This is a genomic window from Paenibacillus sp. J31P316 (assembly GCF_056269105.1).
This window is the reverse complement of sequence record NZ_JBWDNI010000001.1, coordinates 758,649-779,165: the sequence shown is the minus strand read 5'-3', so window position 1 is coordinate 779,165 and position 20,517 is coordinate 758,649. Positions and strand designations below refer to the sequence as shown.

The window sequence follows — 20,517 nt, the reverse complement described above, 5'->3', positions numbered from 1 at the left end:
AAGGGAACTCATTCATGTTTGAAAGAAATCATTCGCGGGGACACTGTTTATTAGGAGCAACAACAAAGTTCATGCAAAGAGGAGCGTGGCTGTTATGGCAGTGGAAAAACCCGAGGATTACATCAAATACATGACGGGCAAAGTCGTGGACTTCATGGAAACGCCGCAGGGAGAACGCAGCGAAAAACGCAAAAAAGCCAAAGCTGCCAAAGAGCCTTGGCTGACGCGCTGGTTCGGTCTGGGCGGTTTCGCGATCGCGCAATGGATGCAGTCTCGAGATATTGAGACTGCGGAATTCAAATTGGTTCAAGAAGAAAAAATCTAGAGCGATTAAATTATCAGCTTTAAAGTGATCCTTAAAGTGATCCGATCACCGATAAAATCGGCCTTCCTGGTTCAGCGCTTCAATCGGAATGTATCTCGTACCGGGAAACGATTGGTCGAACGCCACGAACAGCTTGTCGTTATTCCAACGGTGATAGCCGACGGCCGGAAGGACATAAAGGACGGATGACTTGAAAAGTTCGGCCGTATACCGAATTTGCGCCAGCTTATCGAGCATGCCCGTAAGTCCGGTTATCTGTTGATTCGAGAGCGGCGCTTGATTCAGCCAGGGCATCCGTTCGAACGGATCGAAGGTTCGGTTCGTTTTGGCTGCCGCCAGCTTGCTTAACTCGACCGTTGATTTCCCGGCGGACAAGGCTGCCGGATGGCGTGATTTGGTTTGCGCCACCCAGGCGCTATCCGTTATGGGCAGCGCTTCTCCCGTCCAGGCATCCAAGTAATAGGTTTCGGCGTTAGGGGCCGTCCATTTCCAAGCGGCCAGCATAGGGGAAAGATAGAGCCGTTCCAGATGGAGCGGTTTTTTGGCGATTTCGCTATAGCTGCCAATCAAGCCTTGGCGGAGCAGCGCATCGTACATCGTATTGGGATCAAAGGCAGGATGGCTGCCAGCGCCGTATTCGCCAAGCGCGTAATCGCCTTCGGGCGTTGCGTTGACGATCATGTATCCGACCGGTTTCCCGGCAGCCGTAAACGTGACGAGCCAGCCGTGCGTGCCCGGGCCGAGCGGAACGATGGTCGTCGCAGCCGATTTCCAGGCTTTGAAGGCGGACTGATTCGATAACGCATCGGTCCAGGTTTGGACATGCTGCTGCAACGGCGTACTGACGGCTTGTACGGAAGCGGCCGGCACGGAAGCCACGGAAGCCGAAGCTGCCAGCGGCGATAGGGTCGTAAGCAGCAACGCCGACAATACGGCGGCGATCATCGCGGTCCAAGTTCTCATAAACGGCATCACCTGCTGTTTCTGTAGAATGGTTGACGAAGGGCTGACAGTACCTGACAACGCCATTGTATCGCAATGCCGCCGGGGAAGTTGTTGGTTTCTGTCAGGGAAGCGGGACAAGCCTTGTTCTAATTTTGCCGATTAAAGGGGACGGCCAGCCGGTCGCCCCAGTTCTTGTCGCAAAACCGCTAACCGATGCCCTGCAAATAAAAAATGCCGCAATTTATGGCGGAGACGCTGACGCGCGGCTCATATTGCCAGCGAATTTCTTCCTGCCTGCGCTCGTACTGTTCCGCGATAGCGGGGCGGTTCTCTTCCTCGACGGCTTCGATTAACGGCTCGTAATAATGACGAATGGTCGACAGTTCCTCGTCGAGCCGTTTGGAAGCGGCATCCGCCCAGCTGTAATCATACGTTCGCAGCTTGCGTTCGAGCGTTCCTTCGGCAATGGAGGCCGCCTTGTTCAGCGTGATCGCGTTTTTGGCGGTATGCACGTTCGGCGGGAGCTTCGGCGTCATGCGATGCTGAAGCAGGCGGTCGCTGAACTGCTCCAGGCATTGGCCGGTTGCCAGCGAGATGCCGAAGGAATGAATCTCCTCGCGTTTCATGTCGCATTGGAATTCTACTTTCATATTAACCCCGAGCCATGCGCTGTAAGCAGTCGAATGAAGCGGGTGACTGGTGCGCTTCTCCGGCTCTTGGAACAGACAGAGGTAATTGCCGCCGATCTTGGCGGACTGGAACAGCTGATCCAGCCGGCGCGAACCGAAATGCAGATCCTCCCGCGGAAGCCTGACGTTTACATTCGACGCGCTGTTCAAATAGCCGAAGGAACGGCCGAATGCAGCGTCTGCGGATGTCCCGGAGCCGCTGCCCGGCGCAGCGGCGGGGGGAGGAAGCTGGGCGGCTTTCGCGGCGGCAGCTTCATCGTATTTGGCTTTATCCGTTACGAGCAGCATGGACATCGTCTCCGGATCGGCGCCGGTGCGGTCGACGAAGCTCCAATAGAAGGGACGGTTCGTCAAATCGCGGTCCGCGCGGGGCGACAGCTTCACATGATAATGCGCCGGGGACTTCTCGACGATCTGGCAGTCCGTCGCCTCTAGATACCGCCCGACGAACTTGTGGATTTGGCGTTCGTTCATGGTCTCACCTCGATGGTCTGCCCGACGGCGTTCAGGACGGAATTGACGGCTGCCAGATCGGCAGGCTCTTCGAGCTCGACCTCGTCCCTGATCCGGCTGAGCGAATTGCCGAGCTCCGCGATGCCTTCCTTGAGCGCGTCTTTATTCGTGCCGGCTTCCAGCATAAGACGGGCAAGCCTTTGCTCCAGCGTCTCGTTCTTCTCGAACCGTTCCAAGATGTGGTCCAGCTCGCCGATAACGAGCTCGAACAGATTGATCTTCTCATGCAGCAGGCTGACGATATGCTCTTCAATCGTGCCGACCGTGCACAGATTGTAAATATGCACGTCGCTCGTCTGTCCGAGCCGGTGCACGCGCCCGATCCGCTGCTCCACGCGCATCGGGTTCCAGGGCAGGTCGAAGTTGATCATATGGTGGCAGAATTGCAGATTGATGCCTTCTCCGCCGGCTTCCGTTGCGATCAATACCTGAGCGCGGCCGCGGAACAAGTCCATCATCCAGTCTTTCTTGCCGCGGTTCATCCCGCCCCGATAAGGTACGGCGACCATATTGTGCGAACGGAAATATTGCAGCAGGTACTCCTGAGTCGCGCGGTACTCCGTGAAAATAATAACCTTGTCGTTCATTTCGCGGACGAGCTCCATCGCTTTCTCCGCCTTGGTATTGGCGTTGATGCCGCGGATGACTTCGACCAGCTGCCAAATCTTCGCGCGGATCGGGGACTCCTCCGGCGTTTTCTTGAACATGTTGACGAGCGTCAGGAAGACGGCGTCGCGGCTGCTGCACACTTCTCTCTGCAGCGTGACGAGCGACAGCATGCTTGTCCAATCGCCCTGCTCCTCGTTGTAGCGCTCCCGCACGAAATTCGTAACGCCGTCATAGAGCGCCTGCTCTTCGGTCGACAGCTGGAGCCGGATGTTTTTGACGATCCGCTTCGTGAAATGAATGCCCCCATCGCCGCGCCGATTGCGGATCATGACCGCTTGCAAGGCTTCCTGCAGCTGGCCTTCGTTCTTCGGCAGCCGCTTGTCGACGACGAAGTTCGCCGCGAATTCGCTCTGACCGCCGAGCTGACCCGGCTTCAGCAGCGTGATGAGGTTATAGAGCTCGTCCAAGTCGTTCTGCACGGGCGTCGCCGTCAGAAGGAGACAGTATTTCTTGCGCAGGGCGTTCACGAACTGATAATTGGTCGTTTTCTTGTTCTTCAGCTTATGGGCCTCATCGATAATGAGCAGATCGTAATCCTGATTAAGCAGCTTCTCGCGGTGCGGGTCACGCTTGGCGGTGTCCATGGAGGCGACGACGACGTCATAGCCCCAGGAGTGTTCCTTCTTCTGCGCAAACGCATTAATGCCGAATTTGGCGTTCAGCTCACGTACCCATTGCAGCACGAGAGAGGCGGGGACGAGGATTAGCGCCCGCTTGACGAGCCCGCGGACCATGTATTCCTTCAGGACGAGTCCGGCCTCGATCGTCTTGCCGAGTCCAACCTCGTCGGCAAGAATGGCTCTGCCGCTCATCTCGTGCAGCACTTTACGCGCCGTGCTGATCTGATGGGGCATCGGTTCGAACGAAGGCAGGCTGCGAAGGCACTGCAGATCGTCGAAGCTTTCGACCAGCTTCGTTTGCTCCGCCTCTACTGCCAGCTGATACATCGTCCAGTCGTCCCAAGGCCCGTTACGATCGACGCGTTCTTGGAGCTGCGTCAGCCATGTACGGTCGAAATGAAGGTCGACGCTGGGATGAAGCTTGCTTTTGGCGATATGTTGGTTAGGGGACTGCTGTTCTCCTGCAGGGGCATCTTTGTTCGATTGCATAGGGACGGAACTCCTTTCTGGTGAGATTCCGGCAATAGTAACGGAAACTGTATGAAGCTAGTATGACCCTAGTTGGCGGAATTCATAAGGGAAGGGCCGTGCAGGAAAATATCCTTTTGATCTCGAATAGTCACCTGCTGCAGGAAGAGAGGATGAGAACATGATACTGCGGTACCATGGCCGTCTGAATTACCCGCAAGGCAGCCGCGGAAGGAGATAGAAGTGACATGGAACATCGCATTCAGTTAGAAAACGCAGGCACGGAGTTAATTCATGCCTCCATTGCCGATAAAGAAGCATTAAGGAACCTGTTGCAGCTCTACACGTACGATTTCTCGGAGTTTCTTCCTTTCGAGGTAGAAGAAGACGGGCGATATGGACCCTATCCGCATTTCGATCTTTGTTGGTCGGAGCCCGACCATCGGTTTCCTTATTTGGTGAAACGAAATGGCATTCTTGCCGGGTTTGTATTCGTGCGCCGGATTGAAAAAGAGGAGAGAAACTATTATTCCATCGCGGAATTTTTCATCATGAAGAAGTACAGGAAGCTTGGGATCGGGAAGCAGGCAGCCCACCGATTATTCGATAGGCATCGCGGACCGTGGGAAGTCTTCCAAGTGGAGTCTAACAAACCCGCGCAATTATTCTGGGACAAGGTCATTGGCGAATACACGCAGGGGCAGTATGCGGATCGTTGCGAAGGCGGCAAGCAAATCCAAACCTTCGACAGCAGGATCTCCAAAGGCATGTAATCACGGCTTCCCCATAAATTTCCATTAGCGATTAACAGGATCTTCATATTGCCCGTACATCCTCTTAATACTCGAACTCTATGATGCAATAGAAAACAGATTAGGAGGCGTACAAATGAAATCCAGAATTGGTTGGAAGACTTCCGTAATCGGCCTAACGGCAGCAGCGCTTGTGATCACCACTTTCGCATCGAGCCATGGCAAGAACGAAGCCGAAGCGGCATCGAAACAAGCGAAGAACGTTATCCTGTTCGTCGGCGACGGCATGGGCACGGCCCAGCGCGACGCGATCCGATTGGCAACGGTCGGCGAGAAAGGGCAATTGGCGATGGACGCCATGCCTTACCTCGGTTTGCTTCATACGAGCTCCACGATTCCTGTAACGGATTCCGCAGCGGCTGCAACGGCATTCGCCAGCGGAGTGAAAACGTATAACGGCGCCATCGGCGTGGACGCGAACAAGAAAAATGTGAAAACCATTTTTGAATATGCCAAAGAAATCGGCAAGTCGACAGGTCTTGTTACGACGAGCCAAGTGACGGATGCAACGCCAGCGGCATTCGCATCGCACGTTGAAGATCGTTCCAAGCAAAGCGACATCGCGCTGCAGTACCTGACGAAGTCCAAAGTCGATGTCCTGCTCGGCGGCGGCGAAGACTTCTGGTACCCGGCCGGACAAGCAGGCAAGTTCCAGGACGAGCCGGCAGAGGATCCGTCCGAGAAGAGCAAAGGCACGCAAGGCAATCTCGTAGACAAGGCGAAAAAGCTCGGTTACGCGTTTGTTTCGAATAAGACGGACATGCAAAAAGCAAAAGGCGGCAAGCTGCTCGGCTTGTTCGCGAACGAAGAGATGTTCCAGCAGCGTCCAGAAGGCGAAGGCGATATTTACAATCCGATCGTTCCGCTGCCTGACATGACGAAGAAGGCGCTCGATACGCTGTCCGCGAACAAAAAAGGCTTCTTCCTGATGGTCGAAGAGGAAGCAACGGACGAAATGGCGCATAACAACAACGCGAAATTGACGATCAAGGCCGGCCAACAGCTGGACCAATCGGTTCAAATCGCGAAGAACTTCGCGAAGTCGCATCCGGATACCCTTGTCCTCGTATTGGCTGACCATGAAACGGGCGGCTTCTCGATCGAAGAGGTCGATGCCAACGACGAGTCGGGCGATGCGATTTCGAAGGAAGACGGACCGTTCGCAATCGCGAACTCCAAGCTCAATTTCGTCGTCGACTGGACAACCTCCGGTCATACGGCGGTCGACGTGCCGGTTACGGTCATGGGACCTGGTTCGGAGCTGTTCGCAGGCGTATACGAGAACACGGGCATCTTCACTCGTTTGGCTCAAGCGATGGGAATTAAACTTCCTAAATAATTGGATCCTGATCGGAAATAATCGAATCGTGATCGAATGGCTTAAAGAAGCTGTCTCCTTAATAGGGGACAGCTTTTTTGTATTGAATTTAAATACATAACGTTGTATATTAATTCATAACTTTATCGGATGATTGAGATTGAGGAGGTTTGTCTTTTGACGGTTGCGATCGAAGAATTGACGATGAATGCTTGGCCGGCCCAGCAGACGGTCGTTCATGGCGGATGGGTGCTGCGCTTGGCGGAAGGCTATACGAAACGGGCGAATTCCGTCCACCCTTTCTATGCGAGTGAAGGATCGGCGGACCTATTCGCTCGTAAAATCGACGCATGCGAATCGTTCTATCATCGCGCCGGTCAAGATACGATATTTAAGCTGACGCCGTTCGCCCCGAGCGGCCTCGATCAAGCATTGGATGCGCGCGGCTATGTGCTCGAATCCCATTCGCGTGTTATGCTATTATCGGACTTCTCGAAAATCCGTTTTCCCGCATCGAACGAGCCCGGTATACAGGTTGAATGCGAGGAACAGTTATCGTACGGATGGCTGGATCTCATGTGCGGCTTCAATGGCATTCCAACATGCAATGAAGGTTCTGCTGCGAGAATCATGCATGCGATCATGATGAAAACAGGCTATTTCACACTCTACTTGCACGGTATCCCTGCGGCCTGCGGCCTGGCTGTCATCGAAGGGGCATATGTCGGTCTGTACAGCATCGTGACGGCAACGTCCTATCGCCGGAATGGCATGGGCGAGAAGCTGATCCAGCATATGCTGCAGTGGGGCAGGTCCCAAGGGGCTGCGCAAAGCTACCTGCTGGTTGAACGGGAAAACGATGCCGCGAACCGGCTTTATGCGAAAATGAACTACGAAGAGCTGTATCCTTACTGGTATCGCGTCAAACGTCGCGAGCAGTAGGGGGAGAGGGGGCGGTTGAAAATGACGATTCGGCTTCGAGGTCATCATCTATTATGCCTGCTTGGGTTTCGCGGGATGGGATATTCCGAAGCGTATGCGGCCAACATGGCGAATGTGTATAACCGGCTCAAAGACGAGCCGGAAACGGCGGTAACGGTTGTCCTTGGACCGGATGATTTGTGCGCTTGTTTCCCCGTAGGCGTCGAGCCTCATTGCGAGAATGCATCCGTTACCGAGCTGGACGGGAACGTGCTGAAGAAACTTGGGCTCGAGGTTGGACTCACGCTGCCATGGACGAGCGTTATCGAACGTGTGCGCAGCGGCGTGGAGCCTGAAGATATCAATGTACTGTGCCATACCTGCCAGTGGCGTTCCTACGGCGTATGCGAGGCAGGGGTGCGCACGATCAAGAGCGGCCAATGGTTGCCAGCTTTGCCGGAACGCGGTTAGATGAGCTGATTAGCTGCGGGCTTCTCCGGTACGGGGCAGCAGCTCCAGGAACCGCCTTGCAGCCGCGGAACTTGGAACGCCACGAAGAGTGGCGATGCCGATGCTTCGAGGCAGAATGGGCTCCGCTAACGGAATTTCGATCAGTTTCCCCGACTCCAGCTCCCCCGTATAGTAATCCCGCACGACGAAAGCGAGTCCGAGCCCATGCTTGGCGAAATCCGCCAACAGATCCATGCTTCCCAGCTCCAGCTCCGGAATAAGCGACACCCCGAAGTTCGCCGCATAGTTGTCCAAATGACGTCTCGTGCTCGTTCCTTCCTCGAGCATGAGGAGCGGGTATTGCAACAGGTCCTGCAAGCTCAGCGGTTGTTCGGCCAAATGCGCATAGCTTGGCCCGCCGACGAGGCAATCCTGCTGCGCCTTGCTGGCCTCGATATCCGCTTTGCCGTCCTCGGCCGGAAGATGGACGATGCCGAGATCAATCGCCCCTTCCTTCAATAGAGCCAACGTCTCCGTCGTCGTCCGGTTCGTGACACGAATTCGAATGTCGGGATAATGGCGATGGTACTGTTCGAGATAGGGCAGCAGATAATGCTTGCACAACGAGTCCCCCGCACCGATCCGGATTTCCCCGAAGGCAAGCTGATGCATCTCGAGGAGCTTCTTCTGACCGGCCTCCACGAAATTGAAGGCTTGCTCCACGTAGCGAAATAACAGCTCACCCTCCGCTGTCAGTTGTACGCCTCGTGCGCCGCGCAGAAACAAAGTACCTCCGAGAACATCCTCCAGTTGCTTAATCGTATGACTCACCGCAGGCTGCGTAATATGAAGCTTCTCGGCAGCACGGGAGAGACTGCCCGTCTTCGCGCACCAATAGAAACTCCGGTACCATTCGAGATTGATCTCCTTCACAGGCATTACATCCCCTTATACCTCATATTATTTATATCAATTATTATAATGTCGATTCTTCCATTATAATCAAGCTTGCAGCTTACTCGCAAGCGTGATGAAGGGGGATTCGGCCATGAGCGTTACGGCTATCGTTGGAGCAAATTGGGGAGATGAAGGGAAAGGCAAGGTGACGGATGTATTGGCCGCGAAGGCGTCGTTCGTCGTTCGCTATCAGGGAGGGAGCAATGCGGGTCATACCATTTTGAACGGGTTTGGGAAATTCGCGCTTCGACTATTGCCGTCGGGCGTGTTTTATTCTCATGTCACGAACGTCATCGGTCCAGGGACTGCGCTGGATGCGGAGATGTTCTTCGGCGAGCTCGAGGGGCTGGCTGCGAGAGGCGTGCCGGCGCCGAAGGTCGTTGTATCGGATCGGGCGCAAGTCGTGATGCCCTATCATAGGCTGTTCGACCGCCTGGAGGAAGAGCGGCTCGGCAGCGCAGGCTTCGGCTCGACGAAATGCGGTATCGCGCCGTTCTATGCGGACAAATACGCCAAGCTGGGCGTGCAGGTGTCCGATTTGTACGACGGCAGACGGCTGCGCAGCCGCTTGGAGCAGTCGCTCGCGGCCAAGAATATCGTGCTGCAGCATTTGTACGGCCACGAACCGTTGTCAGTCGATGACCTCATGCCGGCGCTGACGGCGTACGGCGCGAAGCTGAAGCCGTATATCGCGGATACGACCGCATTGCTCGCGCAGGCCGATACAGAAGGGGCGCTTATTCTCGTCGAGGGCCAATTAGGAGCGCTTCGCGATCCGGATCATGGCATTTATCCCTTCTCCACCTCATCGTCCCCGTTGGCCGGGTTCGCTTCCGTCGGCGCCGGGCTGCCGCCAGGTTCCATAAGCGACATCGTCGCTGTAACGAAAGCTTATTCCAGCTGCGTGGGGGCGGGACCGTTCGTCACGGAGCTGAACGGCTTGGAAGCGGAGGAGCTGCGGCGCAGGGGCGGCGATGCCGGAGAATACGGAGTCAATACAGGGCGTCCAAGACGAGTGGGGTGGCTGGATATCGTCGCTACGCGGTACGGCTGCCGCGTGCAAGGCGCAAGCTCGGTGACGCTGACGAATTTGGACGTGCTTGGTTACTTGGATTCTATCCCGGTCTGCACCGGTTACCGGCTGCAGGACGGCACGGTCACCGAAGCTTTCCCTGTTACCTCGCTGCTCGAGAGCGCGCAGCCGGCGTTCACGAAGCTTCGCGGCTGGCAATGCGACATTACGGGCTGCCGGACCTTCGAATCGCTGCCTAGGGAAGCTCGGGATTACGTGACGTTCGTCGAACGACAGATCGGCGTACCGATCACGCGTATCTCCGTCGGCCCGCGCCGCGAGCAGCTGATCGAGCGACGATAAAGCGTTCTCGGGGACGCCTGTTGCACGCAGGAGCGGGATGATTCGGGCTGCGGAAAACGCTGCAAAATCCGGCTTTTGTCGCGATCGGCCAAGGCTTATTCTAATCTTGCAATCGTTTTCGGTGCGGGCTAAGATAGGGGTGCCAAGAAACTTGGGCCTATTATCTCATTGTTATCGGAGGTTTCATCATGACGGATTTCGGCGTTTCGCCGCAGCAGAAGGCGTTCTTCGACACGTTCGGCTATTTGGTATTCAGAGGCTTGATGAAGGATCGAATCATGGAAATTACGGAAGCGTTCGATCAGGTATTTCAGAAGCTGGGCGGCAACTTCAACGGCAAGCCGCATAATTTCGTGAAGACGTCGACGATCGTCGCGTTTCTCGGCCATAACGAGAAGCTGGCATCGCTGCTGGATGATCCGCGCGTGGTGAATATTTGTTCCACGCTGCTTGGCGAGGATTACAATTACTTGACGAGCGCAGGGAACAAGTATGTCGGCGATACCGGCTGGCATTCCGATACGACGATGGACAAAACGTGGCCCGGCAACCTGAAGAGCATCAATCTATCCTTCTATCTCGATCCCGTGACCAAGGATACCGGCGCGCTGCGGGTCATTCCCGGCAGTCATTTCATCGGCGACCAGTTCACCGAAATCTTGAAAGCGCAGATCCATAACTCCGACATGGAAGGGCAATGGGGCGTGGACCGGATGGACCTCCCCGCGGTTCCGATCGAGATTCGCCCGGGCGATCTGCTCGTATTCAACAATTATATGAAGCATGCGGCATTTAACGGCGGCAACAACCGCCGAGTCATGCTTATCAATTTCTCCCGTCGGTATACCGACGAGCATATGGACGAATTGCGGGAATACGTCAGCACCTTCGCGCCGTATTGGGTCGAAGAGCTGCACGGTGATGCCGTGCTGAACGGAGCCGGCCCGGAACGGATGCGCCATTTGCGCCAGATCCAGGAGAACCAAGCTCATCTGCCGGCGCTCGCGCGCGCTGCCAAAGCCAAGGCGCTGGACGCATAGCCCTGCTTAGTTGTGAATAGACTCGTTTGTAGTGAATAGACTCGAATGTTGCGTAGGAATCATATTTAGCTGAATAACCTCGTATATTGTAAATAGGCTCATAAGTCGTGAATTAACCCGCACTGTAGTGCACGCCCGCAGGCTCGCCGAATCCCATTGGCGGGCTTGTTTTTTGTTCTGTTGATGGTGAACGGCGTATTTGATTTTCAATGGGCAAGAATGGTAAGATGCCTCTACAAGAAAAGCGTCGGCCGCCTGAAAGGAAATGAGGAGAGACAACTTGGAAAATCGATCGTCCATCATTGCCATGTGGGTATCTCTGCTCAGCAATGTGCTGCTAACGGGAATTAAGCTGATCGTGGGTATCGTATACGGCAGCCAAGTATTAATCGCGGACGGCATTCATAATGCCGGCGATATCATCGCGACCGCTACCGCGTACAGCTCGATGCGGGTGTCCGGCAAGCCGCCGGACGAGGATCATCCCTACGGGCATGGCAAAGCCGAAGTGCTGGGGGCGGGCGTCGTGGCCTTCATTCTCGTCATCGCGGCGATCTACATGGGCTACCATGCGATCATGGCCTTCTTCGAACCGCCAGGCGAAGCGCATATCATCGCTTTGATCGCGGCGATCGTGTCGCTGCTGATCAAGCAAGCGTTGTACATGTACACGAAGCGCATCAGCGATCGCATCAACAGCAAGGCGCTCCAGGCAACCGCGTACGATCATCTGGCCGACGTGTACGCATCGCTGGCAGCATCGATCGGGATCGCCCTTGCCTGGATCGGCGAACGATCGAGCATCGACTGGCTCAGCTACGGCGACCCCGCAGCCGGCGTGATCGTATCGATTCTGGTGCTGAAGCTGGGCTTCGATATGGCGCGGGAAACCGTCGACGTTCTCATGGACAAAAGCCTAAGTCCCGATAAGATCGAAGATATTATGGAGCATCTCCGCGAAGTGCCTGACGTGAAGCGGATCGACCGCCTGCGGGCACGCGAGCATGGTCACTACGTCTTGGTGGACGCGCGCGTGGCCGTGCTTGGTACGCTGACGATCCAAGAGGGCCATGATATTATCCGCAAGATCAAGAAGAAGGTGCAGGACGCCCATCCCGAGGTGGACGAGGTGCTTGTGCACTTGAATCCCTGGTACGAGAACGAATAACGAAGCCGGCCGGCGCGGAGGAATCCGAGCCGGCTTTTGCATATGAACTAGGTCTAAAGTAGGAAATGAAACCTGTCTGCAACCTTTGCGGAGTGGATGCCGTCTGAGTGCATGTAAGAGAAACCAACATCCTAAGTGATGATCATCGGAAGGAGCAAGAACATATGAACAAGAAGAAACTTATTATCGTCGCTACGCTCGCAGGTCTGGTAGGTTCGGCGGTTGCCGCAGAAGCATCCGGCGTCCTCGAGAAGGTCAGCGGTCTCGTTAGAAGCGATATCACGGTTAAAGTAGACGGACAAAATACATCCATGAAGCCGGTCTTTATTAACGGCCAAGCCTATCTTCCCGCGAAGAGCGAAGCAGCCGCACTTGGTTACGACGTCATCTATAGCGCGAAAGACAAGAGCTTGTCGCTGACTTCCAAAAATCAAGACAGCGGAGAAGAGGCGCAATTGATCATGCTTTCGGGAATCATTCAAGGCGTGAAGCAGCTTGATAACGGCGCTTACCAGCTCGACGTTGTCGGCAGAGGCACGAACAAATGGGTAATCCTAACTGTAGATAAAGATACAGTTCTGACGGACAGCACGGGCAAAACGGCCGACGTTAGCAAACTCAAAGCCGGCACGGAGCTGATTGCGGAGTACGGACCGGTCATGACGATGAGCTACCCGGGTCAATCGCATGCCGCCAAAGTAACGCTCGGCAGCGAACATCTGATCAAAGAAGAGGCTATTCAATCCGTCAAGCATACGGATGACGGCTGGCAGGTTACGCTTGGCGCAGCCAAAGACGGCGATGCTTTGTCTTCGATCGTGCTGAACGCCGGCAAGGAAACAAGCGTCATCGATGCGGAAGGACAGCCCGTAACTTGGGAAAGCTTGAAAGCCGGCGATAAAGTTCGCGCTTACTACGGACCTGAGATGACGAAGAGCATTCCGCCGATCAGCCCGCTGTACTATCTGGTCGCGCTTGGCGACAAGGCTTCGGATTCCCTTGCGCCGGCAGCAGTAACCGAGTTCCAGACGCTGGCTTGGAGCAAGCTTCCGGAAGGCCAGGAATCGCACCTGAAGACGAAGAAGGAAGAAGCAGTGGTAGCGCTCGTAAACGCAGCGGATACCGGCGTATTGGCTTCGACTGACGAGGCGAAGAAACTGCTTGAAGCCGCGAAAGCGAAAGGCAGCAAGCTCGTAACGGTTACGTACCAAACCGATCAGGACGAGCTTCTCGGACCGTTGACGGTCGTGTTCGATCTGGATTCCAAAGCCTTCATCGGCTACAACATCCGCAAATAAACATCATTATTATATAAAAACGCTTCTTGGGGAATGGACCCAAGAAGCGTTTTTTTGCGTGGACGGCTGTCAGGCAGAAATTACTTGCCGGCAAACAGCAGCCTGAATTAGAATGAGATGGCAATTCATGGTGAACATCATAAACAATGGAACGGGCGGAGGTCGGCAATGGACGAACGACAAGGATCGCATGACTCATCACGCACGAATAACGTGGAGCAACACGAAGAATATCCATTGAAGCAGAATGATCGACCGGCTGCAGACAAAGTAAACGTGTTTCGGAAGATATGGAGATACCGACTGCCTTATGTGCTCGTCATCCCAGCGCTGCTGTTTATCGTTTATTTCAAAGGGGTTCCGCTGCTTCGAGCGTTGTATGCTTCCTTCGTGGACTACAAGTTGTTCCAAGCGCTATGGAGCAGCCCATGGATCGGTTTCGACAATTACAGGCATGTCTTTCAGGATCCCAACTTCCACCACATCCTTGCCAATACGCTGCTGCTCAAGCTGATGTATACGGCATGCTGCGGAATTGCAGCGCTCATTCTGGCGCTCGCAATCAGCACGTTTGCCGGTGCGCGGTTGAGAGGAGCGCTCACGACGCTGTTCCTGCTGCCTTACTTTATTCCATCGCTTGTCTTTGGCTACATAGCCATGTTGGTTTTTTCTGATGACCACTCGCCGTTCGGCATTCATTCAATGGTTTGGGCGCGGCCGGAGCTGTTCAAATCTATGTACCTCTTCGTAGAAATTGTCAAAACGATCGGCATTCCAACCTTGATTGCAACTGCGGCGATCAGTGCCAGGCATGCCATATACGGGAGTGAAGCCGGGAAGCTTGATCGAAGGGCTACTTTCGTCCGGCTCAGCATCGTGCCGGCCATGCGGGCGATCACGGCGTTCATGCTGATGCAGTTCTCCGCCGTACTAGCCACTAATTTCGAGCTTCTTCATCCGCTCGTGAATCCGCTTGTCTTCCGAACGGGCGACGCGATCGAGACGTATCGGTTCCGGTCGACCTTCGAGAATATGGATATGAACACGGAAGGGCCGCTGGCCATGCTTCAGTTTGCGCTGCAATTCGTCTGTACGGTGGGCGCATATTTCATTATTCGGCGTCTGTACGTGCGGGATGTGTTTACGTCGTCGTCTATCGGAGACGGGTCGGTGATTCATATCTCCGGAAAAGGGAGAAGAGCAGCGGGAGGAATCGTCATCCTGCTATTCGCACTGCCCGTCTTGGCGTCCCTCTATGTCTTGTTGGTATATCCCTTCGCGAGTCGGCATGAAGGACCTGGATTGTCCACGCTGCTCTCGGGCTCTCAATATGCGAAGTATCTCGTTGTTTATTTGGCCTCTTCGGCCGTCTTCATGCTGATCACGCTCACGTTGTCTTTCCCGCTGACAGTCAAGGATTTGCCGGGGCGTTTCCTGTACAAAGGTTTCCTGCTTGCGATCATGTCCGCCGGGAGCGTCTCCTTCTTCGATTTTATGTTTATGAAGGACTTGGGGCTTGTCAACTCGGTATATGCGGTCTATATGACGGGTTTCTTCTCGATTCTGCCGATCTTCGTGCTGAAGAGCATCTATAACAGCAAGCATGCCGCTCTTAGAGAGCAATTCGCAGGACGCGGGGAGACGTTCATGTTCTTCCAAGCGTACATCCCGAACGTTTGGAAGCCTCTGCTTGCGCTGGGCGCGCTGCAATTCGTTGCCATGTGGAACGGTTTGTACGCTCCGATGATTTACTTGTCGAATCCGACGATGTTTCCGCCGACATTGAAATTCATGATAGCCCGGTCAACGATGCAGGATGGCGCGAAACTGACATACGATCCTGCGACGCTGCTGCAGTTCGGCGCTCTGATCGCGCTGCCTTCGCTGGTCGTGCTGGTACTTATGAGGCGCTGGCTGACGGCGGAGGTAATGACCGGACAGGTGCGGCAGTTGTAACTCTACTTCTTGCCCTGACTCTAACTCTAACTAACTCTAAGCCGAGTCCTAACTCTAGTCCTATCTCTATCGCTAGCTTCCGCAATAATGAAGAAGGCTATCGCCTCAGCCGACGCTGGGGGATAGCCTTTTTATTATTTGTTAGGAATCATTCATTAGCCGGACGTTATAGGCACTTCAAATTTCATGACGGCCAAGAACACGACTAGCTGCTGCCGTGCAGAAGCCGATATTCGGTCGGACTTTGGCCTGTCTCCTTGCGGAAGAACTTCGCGAAATGATTCGTTTCCTTGAAGCCCGTCTGATCCGCAATGTCCTTGATGCTGAGCGCGGTGGTCGAGAGGAGGATTTTCGCTTTGTCCGCGCGCCGGCGATTCATATATTTGAGCGGCGATACGCCGAAATGCTTTTTGAAATAGGCGATGAAATAATTCGGGTGCAAATGCGCGGCCCGCGCCATGTCTTCGACCTTCAGGCTGCCCTCCATATGGCTGTCGATGTAGGATTGGATGAATTGGATCCGCTTCAGATCCTCCGACCGGTGCTGGAGAATCGTAATCGGCACATGCTCCAAATAGCGCGCTATGATTTCCAGCATGACGGATTTCTCGCGCAGCCGGGCCACGACGGACGTATTGGCACGCAGACTGACGAGCAGCTTGAAGAGCGCATCCATTTCTTCGCGGTCGATGACCGGAATGGAGAGCGGCGCGCCGATCCATTGGAACAGATCGAAGGGACCGATCGAAGTCGTGAAATGGCACCAATACTTAAGGAAAGGAGGCCGTCCTTTCAGCGTGGAGTAGGATTGATTGATATAGGCCGGAAGCATGCAGAGATCCCCGGATACGGGCGTCAGCTCCGCGTCGCCGGACTTCAGCCAGCCTTCGCCCTCCAGGATGTAATAAAATTTATTGTACTCCGGCACGAAGTCGAAATCCTGCCAGTCTCGCGTCACCTGCGTTTTGTAGGCGGTAAGGACGTCGATTTGGAGCGTATGGAGTAGATCGGTCAAAGCGCCGTGTTCGCGTTTCATGTTCATTGCCGCAAGTCTCCTAACCCGGTCCGATCGAATCTCGGAGCCGATCATTCGCCGGCATGCCGGCCCTATGGTTCCATCATAGACGATTTCGCCCTCCGGTGAAAAGGATACCTTAACTTTGGCACCATCATTCTTAGCCCTATCCATTTGAAAGCGCAATCTGCGATTCTATAATGAGAGGGAAGAAACAAACACGAACGAGGAGGCCGACAGGCTATGGCGCAGCAACCGCTTCTGCTCAACGACGAACAGATGAAATCCTTTATCGCCAATGGATTTTTAATTTTGAAAACAGACTTTTCTCGCGAGTTCCATGAGAAGCTCGTGTCGCAGCTGAACGAAATCTACGATAAAGAAGGCAACCCGGGCAACAATATCCTGCCTCGTATCCGCGACCTGCAGCGCGTGTTCGAGCATCCGGTCATTACGGGCGCGCTTACCAGCGTTCTCGGTCCGGAATACTTGCTGCATACGCATCGCCATGGTCATTACAACTCCATTCCGCAGCCGGGCGGCTGGCATAAGGACAGCTACTGGGGCTATTCCAAACTGCGCAACCATCACCCATGGTGGGCGATGATCATGTACTTCCCGCAAGACACGCCGGCAGAGCTTGGACCGACGGGCGTCTTGCCGGGTACGCATTTCGAGGACTCGCGCAACTTCGCATCCGACGAGATGGCCGAGGAAGCAACGGCGAAGGGCGAAGCAGGCACGTTCGCGCTCATCCACTACGACATTTGGCACCGTTCGACGCCGAACCTGCTTGGTACTCCGCGCTTCATGCTCAAATTCGAATTTATGCGGACGCAGGCGCCAGCGGCTCCGTCGTGGGACAATCAAGCGCAAGAAATCGGGGATATTACGGAAGTCGGCGGACGTGCCGTCTATCAGCCGGTTGCCGATGAGGTATGGAACTGGTTGTCCGGCCGAGTGGCAGCGCGCGCGGGTTCTAAGCCCGGCACTGCCGAGGAAGTCGCGGAGTTCGCTGACCGCCTGAACAATGCGGAAGAGCCGGAAGCGATTGCAGCTGCCTATGAATTGGCGGCAAGCGGCGCAGCCGGAATCGGCCGCTTGATCGAAGCACTCAATGAAGGTCCGAAGAAGATATCGCGTATTGCCGCTTATGGACTTTCGGCAGCCGGCGCGGAAGCCGTTGACGGCTTGACGCAAGCGCTGTCCAGCTCGGAAGAGCATGTTGCCAACCATGCCTTGTTCGCGCTTTCGGAGCTGCGCGGACAGGCGGAAGCGGCCGTTCCGCAAGTTGCGGCGCTTATCAACCATCCGTCCGTCAAGATCCGCCGTACGGTCGCGGAAGTACTCGGCATGATGAGCAGCAACCCGCGTTCCGTCGTTCCCGCGCTGATTGAAGCGCTGTCGGATGAAGACACCCAGGTGAAGTTCACGGCAGGTCTGGCGCTTGTGCGCATCGGTCCGGATGCTGCCGACGCCGTGCCGGCGCTCGAGGCTTCGCTCGATGACGAGAACCGCTACGTTCGCGGCCATGCGCTGGAAGCACTGCGCAGCATCGGAACGAAGGAAGCGCATGACGTGCTGATGAGCGAACTGTTCAATACGCGCTGGTGCTCGGACACGACGCCGGCAAGTACATTCTAGGCGGGCTATCCCCTTGGAAATCTCCATAACAAACAAACCGGCCTCCTCAAGCTTGCTTAGCAAGCTTGAGGAGGCCGGTTTTGCTTCGTTGACAGTCTTTAAACGTAAGTGTTATGGCTCAGCGGAATGCTGCGTGGCCAACTCTCTAAATAGGATGCAAGATTAGGCGATGAGAGGGGGAATTACGCGCTGGATGCTACACCAGATCGGTCATCGACGGCATGCCGTCCTGAGCGCCGAAGACCGTTACGGAATGCGAAGCCGCCTTCACGGCCAGCGGCAGCGTCCGTTCCAGGCTCCAGCCGGAGGCGAGCCCGAAGCAGAGCGCGGCATTGAAGGAATCGCCCGCGCCGGTCGTATCGACGACCTCTACGATAGGGGCGGAAACCGTGACGATCTCCTCCCCGTCCAGGCAGGATATGCCGTGTTTGCCCCGCGTAACGATCAACGTCTGCTGCGGGAAACGATCGCGCCAAGCCCGCATCTGAGCGAAGAGCTGCTCTTCGCTCGCGGCAGGGCTGCCGCAATAAAATTCGAATTCCGTTTCGTTCGGCGTAAAGTAGTCGCCGAGGCTGATCTGCTCCTCCGACAGCCGCAGAGCGGGAGCGGGGTTAATGATCGTGCGGACGCCGGCTTCGCGCGCGATTCGCAGCGATGCTTCGACCGCGGGCAGCGGAATTTCAAGCTGCACGATCAGTGCGTCTGCACCGGCAATAACGGCTGCATGGGACTGAATCGCTTCCGGCGTGCACAGGCCGTTCGCGCCTGGAACGACGACGATGCAATTGTCGCCTTCCGTATGAAGAATGGCAGCCGTGCCCGTGGGCGCTTCATTCAGCACCGCAATCGTTTCCGTGCCGACGCCGAAATCGTTCATCCGTTTCAGGATCTGCTCGCCGAACCCATCGTCCCCGACGGCGCCGATCATATTCACTTCCGCGCCGAGCCTGGCGCAGCCCACCGCTTGATTGGCGCCTTTTCCGCCAGATATGTAATGAATATCGTCGCCTTGAATCGATTCTCCGATTCTCGGCATCCGCTGCAGCGAGATGACCAAATCCATGTTCAAGCTGCCGACAACGGCGATCCGCGGCATGCGCGTCATCTTCATCATCCTTTGACCCATTAGTATGATACCGGTTACATCATTTGCATTCCGACTATATCATGATCTCAAAATGACCGTCAATCGAACCCGTGCCTGCGCACAACAAAAAAAGCCCGAGCAGCGCTCGAGCTTTCAAACGATCCGTTGGACGGATAAAGGTTATAGATGGTCGGGACGACACGATTTGAACATGCGACCCCCTGGTCCCAAACCAGGTGCTCTACCAAGCTGAGCTACGTCCCGAGATGAAGATGGTGCCGGCGAGAGGATTCGAACCCCCGACCTACTGATTACAAGTCAGTTGCTCTACCAACTGAGCTACACCGGCGAATGTGTCCTGAACACAAAAAGTATCTTAACATAATTAAATAAAAAGATGCAAGTCCTTTTTTTAAATTATTTTAAACCGCCGGCGCGGCGCTTGATTCGTCGTCTCCATGCATGAGGAATAAGACGCGAGTTTCTCATTGCGCCATCGCAAACGGCCTTCATCGTCGATGGCAAAACCGAACTTCGTATAGAAGTGCCGGAGTCGATCTGCATGCGCGCGATGCTCCGCTTGCTGCATTCGGCCTTCGATGTAGGCGATTCCTTCCCGTTCGGCAAGCAACAGAAGCTGAGCCAGCATGATCGAGCCGAAGCCGCAGTTGATCTTGTCCCCAAGAATACGGATATACTGCAGGAACCAGGCTTTATTCCGGATTCCGTCGATCGGAGAGACATGCAGCGACAAGTCGTTCACATAACGTTTCGTTGCGATCCCGCTGGCGTAAATGACCCGGGCATAGAGATCGAAACTTCCGACGGGCGAATAGAGGATGACGGTATCGCCGTGCTTGGATTCCGCGATGGCATGCACGCGGCAGCCGTCGCCCTGGATCAGCTGGCGCTGGGCATCGATTAAGGCTTCCGTGATCATTCGAATCAACCTCCCATAGAAGCATGGAATGCGGCTTTGTACAGTTTATTACCACAAGCGGGGTGAAATGACGATAGCTTGCACAGGCTTTTCCTCGTGGATGATGACGCTCGAAACGGTAAGCTCTGCAAGTTAAAACGCTGTCGCTTTTTGCTGAAAATTGTATGCGCTTACACGTAATCACAGCTTTCTTGCAAATTCACAGTCCGATCTCGACCGAATCGCGTATCGGACAGTACGAACGGACGTGCATATCCTGCACGATAGGAAAGCAGCTTATCCGATCCAAGCATTGAAGCAAGCTGCC

18 protein-coding genes and 2 tRNA genes are annotated in these 20,517 nt (G+C 55.0%); 11 read left to right on the top strand and 9 right to left on the bottom strand.

What is annotated here, in order from left to right:
- Positions 1-94: 94 nt before the first annotated feature.
- Positions 95-325, top strand: a complete 231-nt coding sequence (locus tag AC0YNU_RS03325) for a YqzE family protein (protein ID WP_475753087.1) — start codon at positions 95-97, stop codon at positions 323-325.
- Positions 326-370: 45 nt separating this feature from the next.
- Here AC0YNU_RS03325 and AC0YNU_RS03320 read toward each other — a convergent pair whose 3' ends face one another.
- The 3 genes from AC0YNU_RS03320 to AC0YNU_RS03310 all read right to left on the bottom strand — a co-directional run bounded on the left by AC0YNU_RS03320 (position 371) and on the right by AC0YNU_RS03310 (position 4,250).
- On the bottom strand, positions 371-1,288 hold the full coding sequence (locus tag AC0YNU_RS03320; protein ID WP_475753085.1) for a hypothetical protein: 918 nt from the start codon (positions 1,286-1,288) through the stop codon (positions 371-373).
- Between the two features lie 188 nt (positions 1,289-1,476).
- The gene (locus AC0YNU_RS03315; protein ID WP_475753082.1) at positions 1,477-2,433 is read right to left on the bottom strand and encodes a YqhG family protein; all 957 of its coding nucleotides are present in this window, start codon (positions 2,431-2,433) and stop codon (positions 1,477-1,479) included.
- Positions 2,430-4,250: a DEAD/DEAH box helicase gene (locus tag AC0YNU_RS03310; protein ID WP_475753080.1), complete on the bottom strand. Its 1,821-nt coding sequence runs from the start codon at positions 4,248-4,250 to the stop codon at positions 2,430-2,432. The genes AC0YNU_RS03315 and AC0YNU_RS03310 overlap by 4 nt, the downstream gene beginning before the upstream one ends.
- Positions 4,251-4,477: 227 nt before the next feature.
- Between AC0YNU_RS03310 and AC0YNU_RS03305 the strand changes: the two genes are divergently transcribed.
- The 4 genes from AC0YNU_RS03305 (at position 4,478) to AC0YNU_RS03290 (ending at position 7,751) form a co-directional block, all read left to right on the top strand.
- Positions 4,478-5,002, top strand: a complete 525-nt coding sequence (locus AC0YNU_RS03305; RefSeq protein ID WP_475753078.1) for a GNAT family N-acetyltransferase — start codon at positions 4,478-4,480, stop codon at positions 5,000-5,002.
- Positions 5,003-5,117: 115 nt separating this feature from the next.
- Positions 5,118-6,380, top strand: a complete 1,263-nt coding sequence (locus AC0YNU_RS03300) for an alkaline phosphatase (protein ID WP_475753075.1) — start codon at positions 5,118-5,120, stop codon at positions 6,378-6,380.
- 156 nt (positions 6,381-6,536) lie between these two features.
- The gene (locus AC0YNU_RS03295; RefSeq protein WP_475753073.1) at positions 6,537-7,301 is read left to right on the top strand and encodes a GNAT family N-acetyltransferase; all 765 of its coding nucleotides are present in this window, start codon (positions 6,537-6,539) and stop codon (positions 7,299-7,301) included.
- 21 nt (positions 7,302-7,322) lie between these two features.
- Positions 7,323-7,751, top strand: a complete 429-nt coding sequence (locus tag AC0YNU_RS03290; RefSeq protein WP_475753071.1) for a DUF1284 domain-containing protein — start codon at positions 7,323-7,325, stop codon at positions 7,749-7,751.
- A 9-nt stretch (positions 7,752-7,760) separates the two neighbouring features.
- Here the strand turns inward: AC0YNU_RS03290 and AC0YNU_RS03285 are convergent, their stop codons facing one another.
- Entirely contained in the window at positions 7,761-8,663 is a 903-nt protein-coding gene (locus tag AC0YNU_RS03285; RefSeq protein ID WP_475753069.1) for a LysR family transcriptional regulator, read from the bottom strand.
- A 115-nt stretch (positions 8,664-8,778) separates the two neighbouring features.
- Here AC0YNU_RS03285 and AC0YNU_RS03280 point away from each other — a divergent pair, with 115 nt between their 5' ends.
- The 5 genes from AC0YNU_RS03280 (at position 8,779) to AC0YNU_RS03260 (ending at position 15,524) form a co-directional block, all read left to right on the top strand.
- The gene (locus tag AC0YNU_RS03280) at positions 8,779-10,062 is read left to right on the top strand and encodes an adenylosuccinate synthase (RefSeq protein ID WP_475753067.1); all 1,284 of its coding nucleotides are present in this window, start codon (positions 8,779-8,781) and stop codon (positions 10,060-10,062) included.
- Between the two features lie 188 nt (positions 10,063-10,250).
- Positions 10,251-11,102 (top strand): phytanoyl-CoA dioxygenase family protein, encoded by an 852-nt coding sequence (locus AC0YNU_RS03275; RefSeq protein WP_475753065.1) that lies wholly within the window; start codon positions 10,251-10,253, stop codon positions 11,100-11,102.
- A 265-nt stretch (positions 11,103-11,367) separates the two neighbouring features.
- Complete coding sequence (locus tag AC0YNU_RS03270) at positions 11,368-12,270, top strand: cation diffusion facilitator family transporter (protein WP_475753063.1); 903 nt, start codon at positions 11,368-11,370, stop codon at positions 12,268-12,270.
- 164 nt (positions 12,271-12,434) lie between these two features.
- Positions 12,435-13,568 (top strand): hypothetical protein, encoded by a 1,134-nt coding sequence (locus AC0YNU_RS03265; RefSeq protein ID WP_475753061.1) that lies wholly within the window; start codon positions 12,435-12,437, stop codon positions 13,566-13,568.
- Positions 13,569-13,736: 168 nt separating this feature from the next.
- Entirely contained in the window at positions 13,737-15,524 is a 1,788-nt protein-coding gene (locus tag AC0YNU_RS03260; protein ID WP_475753059.1) for a hypothetical protein, read from the top strand.
- Between the two features lie 205 nt (positions 15,525-15,729).
- On the opposite strand, the gene AC0YNU_RS03255 is transcribed toward AC0YNU_RS03260, so the two are convergent.
- Entirely contained in the window at positions 15,730-16,566 is an 837-nt protein-coding gene (locus AC0YNU_RS03255) for a helix-turn-helix transcriptional regulator (RefSeq protein ID WP_475753057.1), read from the bottom strand.
- Between the two features lie 216 nt (positions 16,567-16,782).
- On the opposite strand from AC0YNU_RS03255, the gene AC0YNU_RS03250 reads away from it, so the two are divergent.
- Positions 16,783-18,183, top strand: a complete 1,401-nt coding sequence (locus AC0YNU_RS03250) for a HEAT repeat domain-containing protein (protein ID WP_475753055.1) — start codon at positions 16,783-16,785, stop codon at positions 18,181-18,183.
- 196 nt (positions 18,184-18,379) lie between these two features.
- On the opposite strand, the gene rbsK is transcribed toward AC0YNU_RS03250, so the two are convergent.
- From rbsK to AC0YNU_RS03230, 4 genes are all read right to left on the bottom strand, one after another.
- Entirely contained in the window at positions 18,380-19,288 is a 909-nt protein-coding gene (gene rbsK, locus AC0YNU_RS03245; protein ID WP_475753053.1) for a ribokinase, read from the bottom strand.
- A gap of 169 nt (positions 19,289-19,457) precedes the next feature.
- Positions 19,458-19,534: transfer RNA gene (locus AC0YNU_RS03240), tRNA-Pro, on the bottom strand.
- A gap of 9 nt (positions 19,535-19,543) precedes the next feature.
- Positions 19,544-19,619 (bottom strand) — tRNA-Thr (locus AC0YNU_RS03235).
- Positions 19,620-19,682: 63 nt separating this feature from the next.
- Positions 19,683-20,210, bottom strand: a complete 528-nt coding sequence (locus AC0YNU_RS03230) for a hypothetical protein (RefSeq protein ID WP_475753051.1) — start codon at positions 20,208-20,210, stop codon at positions 19,683-19,685.
- Positions 20,211-20,517 lie beyond the last annotated feature (307 nt).

Excerpts from the sequence above, each read along its gene's own strand:
- AC0YNU_RS03325 (WP_475753087.1), top strand. The coding sequence starts at position 95 with ATGGCAGTGGAAAAACCCGAGGATTACATCAAATACATGACGGGCAAA.
- AC0YNU_RS03320 (WP_475753085.1), bottom strand. The coding sequence starts at position 1,288 with ATGAGAACTTGGACCGCGATGATCGCCGCCGTATTGTCGGCGTTGCTG.
- AC0YNU_RS03315 (WP_475753082.1), bottom strand. The coding sequence starts at position 2,433 with ATGAACGAACGCCAAATCCACAAGTTCGTCGGGCGGTATCTAGAGGCG.
- AC0YNU_RS03310 (WP_475753080.1), bottom strand. The coding sequence starts at position 4,250 with ATGCAATCGAACAAAGATGCCCCTGCAGGAGAACAGCAGTCCCCTAAC.
- AC0YNU_RS03305 (WP_475753078.1), top strand. The coding sequence starts at position 4,478 with ATGGAACATCGCATTCAGTTAGAAAACGCAGGCACGGAGTTAATTCAT.
- AC0YNU_RS03300 (WP_475753075.1), top strand. The coding sequence starts at position 5,118 with ATGAAATCCAGAATTGGTTGGAAGACTTCCGTAATCGGCCTAACGGCA.
- AC0YNU_RS03290 (WP_475753071.1), top strand. The coding sequence starts at position 7,323 with ATGACGATTCGGCTTCGAGGTCATCATCTATTATGCCTGCTTGGGTTT.
- AC0YNU_RS03280 (WP_475753067.1), top strand. The coding sequence starts at position 8,779 with ATGAGCGTTACGGCTATCGTTGGAGCAAATTGGGGAGATGAAGGGAAA.
- AC0YNU_RS03275 (WP_475753065.1), top strand. The coding sequence starts at position 10,251 with ATGACGGATTTCGGCGTTTCGCCGCAGCAGAAGGCGTTCTTCGACACG.
- AC0YNU_RS03270 (WP_475753063.1), top strand. The coding sequence starts at position 11,368 with ATGAGGAGAGACAACTTGGAAAATCGATCGTCCATCATTGCCATGTGG.
- AC0YNU_RS03265 (WP_475753061.1), top strand. The coding sequence starts at position 12,435 with ATGAACAAGAAGAAACTTATTATCGTCGCTACGCTCGCAGGTCTGGTA.
- AC0YNU_RS03260 (WP_475753059.1), top strand. The coding sequence starts at position 13,737 with ATGGACGAACGACAAGGATCGCATGACTCATCACGCACGAATAACGTG.
- AC0YNU_RS03255 (WP_475753057.1), bottom strand. The coding sequence starts at position 16,566 with ATGAACATGAAACGCGAACACGGCGCTTTGACCGATCTACTCCATACG.
- AC0YNU_RS03250 (WP_475753055.1), top strand. The coding sequence starts at position 16,783 with ATGGCGCAGCAACCGCTTCTGCTCAACGACGAACAGATGAAATCCTTT.
- rbsK (WP_475753053.1), bottom strand. The coding sequence starts at position 19,288 with ATGACGCGCATGCCGCGGATCGCCGTTGTCGGCAGCTTGAACATGGAT.
- AC0YNU_RS03230 (WP_475753051.1), bottom strand. The coding sequence starts at position 20,210 with ATGATCACGGAAGCCTTAATCGATGCCCAGCGCCAGCTGATCCAGGGC.